This window comes from Leclercia sp. GLN_9 (assembly GCF_043105735.1).
In the GTDB taxonomy this organism is placed as follows: Bacteria; Pseudomonadota; Gammaproteobacteria; order Enterobacterales; family Enterobacteriaceae; genus Enterobacter; species Enterobacter adecarboxylatus.
The window spans coordinates 1-5,526 of record NZ_JBICLV010000030.1 but is presented as its reverse complement, the minus strand read 5'-3'; the positions used below and the strand labels follow the sequence as shown (position 1 = coordinate 5,526).

5 protein-coding genes are annotated in these 5,526 nt (G+C 59.0%); all 5 read right to left on the bottom strand.

Annotated elements, in window-relative coordinates:
• Positions 1-276: 276 nt before the first annotated feature.
• On the bottom strand, positions 277-1,365 hold the full coding sequence (locus ACF8PE_RS19040) for an ABC transporter permease (protein WP_032616970.1): 1,089 nt from the start codon (positions 1,363-1,365) through the stop codon (positions 277-279).
• Position 1,366: 1 nt separating this feature from the next.
• A complete protein-coding gene (locus ACF8PE_RS19035; protein ID WP_072250926.1) occupies positions 1,367-2,893 on the bottom strand; it encodes a sugar ABC transporter ATP-binding protein in 1,527 nt (508 codons plus the stop codon).
• Entirely contained in the window at positions 2,893-3,501 is a 609-nt protein-coding gene (locus ACF8PE_RS19030; RefSeq protein ID WP_059308547.1) for a DUF2291 family protein, read from the bottom strand. Before ACF8PE_RS19030 ends, ACF8PE_RS19035 begins: the two co-directional genes overlap by 1 nt.
• An 11-nt stretch (positions 3,502-3,512) precedes the next feature.
• Positions 3,513-4,454 (bottom strand): D-ribose ABC transporter substrate-binding protein, encoded by a 942-nt coding sequence (locus ACF8PE_RS19025; RefSeq protein WP_392495177.1) that lies wholly within the window; start codon positions 4,452-4,454, stop codon positions 3,513-3,515.
• Between the two features lie 135 nt (positions 4,455-4,589).
• Positions 4,590-5,234, bottom strand: a complete 645-nt coding sequence (gene entD / locus ACF8PE_RS19020; protein WP_392495176.1) for an enterobactin synthase subunit EntD — start codon at positions 5,232-5,234, stop codon at positions 4,590-4,592.
• Positions 5,235-5,526: the final 292 nt, after the last annotated feature.

Below are 5,526 nucleotides of genomic sequence, written 5' to 3'. Positions count from 1 at the left end.
GCCCACAGGGAGTCCGCATGTTTCCCCTCACCCCAGCCCTCTCCCCAAAGAGGAGAGGGGGCCGACCGTGCCAATTTTTTGTGGGGCACCCTAAGCCCACAGGGAGTCCGCATGTTTCCCCTCACCCCAACCCTCTCCCCAAAGAGGAGAGGGGGCTGACCGTGCCAATATTTTTTGTCGGGAACCCACAGGGAGAGGGTACAAACATTAAAAACGGCAACCCGGGTTGCCGTTTTGCGTTTGCCTCCGTCACACGGCTTAGAGCCCACTCAGACGCTATTTCCCCTCCATTACCGCCTTTTGCGCCACTACCGCCGCTTTCTGCTGCATCCGGTTTTGCATCTGGTCGATGATCACCGCAACGATAATCACAATCCCCTTGATCACCATCTGCCAGAACTCGCTAACGCCCATCATCACCAGGCCGTCGGCCAGGAAGCCGATCACGAAAGCGCCGATCAGCGTGCCGAGAATGGTTCCGCGCCCGCCAGCCAGCGAGGTGCCGCCCAGGACCACCGCGGCGATGGCGTTCATCTCAAACGCGGTGCCGTTGGCCGGGTGGCTTGCCAGCAGTTGCGCGGAGACCACAATCCCGGCGATAGCGGCGCAGAAGCCCGACAGGGTATAGACCAGCACTTTGACCTGCTTGACCCGCACCCCGGAAAGCTCGGCGGCGCGCTCGTTATCACCAATGGCGTAAACGTGGCGGCCAAACGGCAGGCGGCGGGCGATGTAGGCGATCACCAGCGCCAGCACAATCATCATCCAGATGGCCCACGGAATACCGAGCAGCGTCCCGGCACCAATCTCATCGAAGCCGGTATTGCCCAACTGCGGGTTGCCGGACAGCCCCGGGAAGGTCTGGCCGTCGGAGGTGAGCATCGAGGCCCCGCGCAGCACGTACATGGTGCCAAGGGTGCAAATGAACGGGGCGACGTTATAGCGGGTTATGATCCAGCCATTCACCGCCCCGATAAGCGCGCCAATCAGCAGCACGACGGGCACGATAACCCACACGCTCGGGAAAATAGCGATGCCAAACATCGGCAGCACAATCCCTTTGGTGATCATCCACCCGGCGATCATCCCGCACAGCCCCAGCGTCGCCCCAATCGACAGGTCGATCCCGGCGGTGATGATCACGAAGGTGATCCCCAGCGCCAGAAACGCATTGATCGCGATATGCTTAATCATGATCACCAGGCTGCCCGCGGAGAGAAAACCCGGCACGGTCATGGTGAAAAAGCCGACAATTAAAAACAGCGCAATGAAGGTGCGCATTTTCAGCAACAGCAGAAGCAGTTTTTCCCGGGAAGGCGCGGCCCCTTTTTGCGGCACCAGCGCGACAGACTGTGTTGTTTTCATCTTAGAACCCCTGAGCACTTGCAGTTACCAGTGCCGATTCATCGGCCCGATCGCGAACAATATCGGCGGTCAGTTTGCCGCCGGACATCACCAGAATGCGGTCCGATACCGCCATAATTTCTTTCAGGTCCGAGGTGGAAAACACCACCGCGATACCCTGCTGCGACAGCTGCACCATCATGCGAAACACATCCGCTTTGGCGCCCACGTCAATGCCGCGCGTCGGCTCATCAAGGAACAGCACCTTCGGATTGGTCAGCAGCGAGCGGCCAATCACCACTTTTTGTTGATTGCCGCCGCTGAGCGCCTGGATCTCCACCTCCGGGGTGGAGACCTTGATCGACAGATTGCCAATGGTGCTGGCCACGACCTCCTGCTCCGCTTTCTGCGCAATGGTGAAACCGCGCTGCAAACGTCGCCACAGGCTGGCGATGGTCAGGTTGCTGGCCACCGACGAACCAGGGAAAATCCCGGTGCGTTTGCGGTCTTCCGGCACCAGGCTCATCCCCATGCGGATACGCTCGGCGGTGGTTAAACGCTGCGGCACCGGTTTGCTGTCGAGCCACAGCTTGCCCAGATAGTTGCGCTCGGTGCCGAGCATGCACTCGAACAGCTCGGTACGCCCGGCCCCCATCAGGCCGTAAATACCGACAATCTCCCCGGCGTTCACCTGGAAGCTGACGTCGTTGACCACCGTGTTGCCCGCAGCATTCACGCAGGTGATATGTTCGGCCTCCAGCACCGGTGCGCCAAAGGTGCGGCCCGGCTCGAGGAAATTGCTCACCGGATCGCTACCGAGCATCTCGCGCACAATCCACGGCACGTCGATATCCTCTACCTTCGCCTCGGCCTGGAATTTGCCGTCGCGCAGGATGGTGATCACATCGCCTATCGCCATCAGCTCTTCCAGCCGGTGGGAGATATAGATGATGGTGACCCCCTGGCGGGTCAGCTCGCGGATCACCCGAAACAGGATCTCCACCTCGGTTTTGCTGAGCGCCGAGGTCGGCTCGTCGAGGATCAGAATGTCGGCGTCCTCCGCCAGCGCCTTGGCGATCTCAATCAGCTGCTGCTGCCCCACCTTCAGGTTGCCAACCAGCTCGCGCGGAGAGATGGGCTGATCGAGGCGTTTCAGCAGCGCCGCGGTGCGGGACTCCTGCTCCGCCTCGTTGATCGGCGTCACGCCCTTTTGCAGCTCCCGGCCAAGGAAGACGTTTTCCGCCACGTTGAGGTTCTCAAACAGGTTCAGCTCCTGGTGCACCATGCCAATGCCGTGAGCGGCGGCGTCGCGGGTGCTGGAGAACGCCACCTGTTTGCCGTTGAGCCACATCTCGCCAAGGCTGGGCTGTTGCACCCCCGCAAGGATTTTCATCAGCGTCGATTTCCCGGCGCCGTTCTCACCGATAATGACGTTCACTTTGCCGCGCCAGACGCGGTAATCGACCTTATCCAGCGCCACGGTTCCGGGGAACAGCATCGAGATGCCCTGGGTGCTGAGGATAATGTCCTCTGCCGGGTTATCGCTCATCACGGTGCCTCCTGTTTCAGTTCCAGCGCCGCCGCCTCGTTCGCTTTTCCGCCCGTGAGGGTGGTGGCGAACAGCACGGTGGCATTTTTGCCGCGCCAGCTGTCATCCACTTTAGGCAGATGCTTCACCGCCTCGCGGTTTAAGGCGCGGGAGAGCTGGGCATACTGCACCTGGTTGGTAAATTCATCGAAACGGAAACCGGCGGCGTCGCGGATGGCGTTACCGCGCATCACCGGGCCGCTCTGGATCTCAAGCGGCTGGCCGTTCACCGTCATCACCAGTTTCTGCTCGTTGGCATTGCTGGCTTCTACGCGCTCCACTTTGCCGCTCAGCCGTACAAAGACGCTCTGCGGCTTGTCAGAGGGCGTTTTCAGCTGGGTGGAGAGGGCGCTGGCATCCAGCGCATGATTTTTGGCGGCGTCGAGGATCCGCGGCTGCCAGGTTTGTTGCGCGATCTGCTGGGGTGTCTGGTTGTCAAAGCTGGCTTTGGCGTTGGGATCGGCAGGCATGATTGGCTTGCCGTTCTCATCCAGATCCACCACCGTGCAGGCCGTCAGCAACAGGGCGGCTGCGCCTGTCAGCGCCGCGCCCCATTGTGTTAAACGCATACGGCCTCCGCTTATTTGCTGAGGTTAAACAGGTTCAGCTTGCTGGCATTGGTTTCATCGATCAGCACGCAATCCATCAGCTGCTTCTCGTCTTTTTGCGCTTTGCCATTTTTCAGGTAGTAATCCGCCTGTTCCACCGCCATCTGCGCCTGCTGCCAGCCCGGTTGCAGGACCGTGGCTTTGATGTTGCCGTTTTTCAGGATCGAGTCGCGGGTGTAGTCGCTGCCGTCAAAGCCGACCACAATCACGTTGTTCTTCCCGGCGGCCTTCAGCGCCGCTTCAGCACCCAGCGCCATGGTGTCGTTACCGGAGATCACGCCGACGATATCGGGGTTGGTTTGCAGAATGGCTTCCATACGGGTGAAGGCTTCGGTCTGGCTCCAGTTAGCGGTCTGCTGCGCTACCATCTTCATGTCCGGGTAGTCGTCCAGAACATCGTGGTAACCCTGGGAGCGCACATGGGCGTTGGTGTCCGACGGACGGCCCAGCAGCTCAACGTATTTGCCTTTGCCGTCCAGCAGCTTCACGAACTTCTCTGCACCCAGCTGTGCCCCCTGATAGTTGTTCGACACAATCTGCGCCACCGCAATACCGGTTTTGTTGATTTCACGATCGATCAGGAAGGCAGGGACGCCTGCCGCTTTTGCCTTCTCCAGCGGACCGACGGTGGCGTCTGCCCCGGCGTTGTCCAGAATGATCGCTTTCGCTTTACGGGCGATGGCGGTCTCAATCAGCTGGTTTTGTTTGTTCACGTCGTCGTCATGCGAGGCGACAAGCGTGGTGTAACCCAGCTCTTTTGCCTTCGCTGCCGCGCCGTCGGCTTCTGCCTTGAAGAACGGGTTGTCGTGTGAGGGGGTAATAATCGCAATGAGTCCGTGATCGGCGGCAAACAGGGAACCGGAAGCGGCGATCATTGAGGCCAGTAAAGCGGATTTTACAAAGGTCGTGTTCATTCTTTTTCTCCACATTGAATATTTATTCAATAATGATTTATTATTCAATGTAACGATAAGACTGCCTGCTAAAACTGTCTACGGTTTAGGCAGCTAATTTGTTTAAAAGGAGAAAAGGATCACGATCCTGAGCCGTTATGCATCACAGATCAGGGTGATAACCTGTGCGTCGATGCGGCACCAGTAAAGGGTAAATGCCTGATTTTGTACAAAGGGCGGGAGAGGGCAGGTGAGGGTTAAGGTCAGGGTGTCGGACGTAAGCGCCGTCACGCGCGCACTCTCGAAGCCCATCCACGTCTGCACCTGGGGAAACAGCGCTTTGAACAGGCTCTCTTTCGCGCTGAAGGCGAGCGTGAAGGCCAGATCGAAGGGGAGGCCGCTCTCCGCGAGCCGTTGAGCCTCCTGGGTATCGACTACGCCGTCCTGAATGTCGCGGGCTTCATTTTCGGCAATGATGGCTTCACAATCGATACCCACCAGGCCCTTTTCCTGACATATCGCCACCGCCAGTGAACCGCTGTGTGAAATGCTGCCGCAGACACCCGCAGGCCACAGCGGTTCGCCATTGCTGCCGATGCCGGGAAGGGTTTGGCGGTTCAGGGCATGAAATGCGGCGATGCGCCCGGCGAGATGATCGGCTTTGCGCTTGCGCCCGGCACTGCTCAGCTGTTCATGGTGAGGAAGCCACAGAAGATCGGCCTCGGTAAAGGTCGCGGGATCGAAGGTAATTTGATGGACGGTGCGCCCGGCGAGGAGAAACGTGGAATACGTGGTTTGCATGAGTTTCCCGGCGCTGAAAAAAGGGCACCTATGTTAACACACGCGCCCGGACGGTTCCCTCTCCCTTAAGGAGAGAGGGATCACCCGTCATTTTCTTACGCTTAATGCAATGAAATAATCACAATATTTTAAAAGACTTACAGCGACTCCCAGGTCCGGCTGAAAATCGACGAAGCGTTTCCGAAAGGCCGGGGCGAGGCGCAGGGACGCGCCGAGAGGGCATAGCCTGCAGGGATGCAGGCTGGTGCCCGACCCGAAAGCCTGGAGGAATAAGCTGAGTGTACCGCGAAGC